The organism is Mesorhizobium sp. M7A.F.Ca.CA.004.06.1.1, assembly GCF_003999135.1.
Taxonomy (GTDB): Bacteria; Pseudomonadota; Alphaproteobacteria; order Rhizobiales; family Rhizobiaceae; genus Mesorhizobium.
On the sequence record NZ_RZPQ01001365.1, the window covers coordinates 1 to 624 of the forward strand.

Below are 624 nucleotides of genomic sequence, written 5' to 3' on the forward strand. Positions count from 1 at the left end.
GAGCGCGAAGGCCGACTGTTGCGAAGCGTTAGTTTTGAGTTAGGATTTCGTCAGGCTGGGATAGCAAATGCAAAGTGAGGATAGGGGCGCTGCAAATAGAATCTCACTCTTCGGCGGTTTCCGGATTGAAAATGAAACGACCGGTCCGCTTCGGCTGACCGGGAAACGAGGGCCGGCAATCATCGCCTATCTGGCCCGGTGTCCGGGCATGGCGGCGACGCGGGAGAGGCTGGCTGACCTCCTATGGGGCGACAGCGACGGCGAACATTCGCGCAACAGCCTTCGGCAAGCCCTCAGTGTCCTGCGCCAGGATCTGGCGCGAGAAGGGGTGGATCTCATCCATTCCAGCGGTGAGCTGATCGCCCTGAGGCCAGAGGCCTTTCAAGTCGACGTGGAGAAGTTCGAAACGGGTCTCTCGGCCCGTTCCGCTCAGGACCTCGCGAAGGCCTTGGCGAACTACACCGGGCCCTTCCTCGACGGGCTTTATCTGGGAAGCAATGCGTTCGATGACTGGATCACATCGGAACGCGACAGGCTGCTCGGCCGCGCGCTTGAGTCCTTCGAAAAACTGGCCCGTCTCGTCGACGCCGATGCCGGGCTGATCCTGGCCGATCGTATTGTGAC

The 624-nt window shown here is 60.7% G+C and carries 1 protein-coding gene; it reads left to right on the forward strand.

All coding sequences use genetic code 11. From position 1 onward, the window contains the following. Positions 1-67 precede the first annotated feature (67 nt). A partial coding sequence (locus EN906_RS36360; RefSeq protein ID WP_206529295.1) for a winged helix-turn-helix domain-containing protein occupies positions 68-624 on the forward strand: 557 nt, incomplete at its 3' end.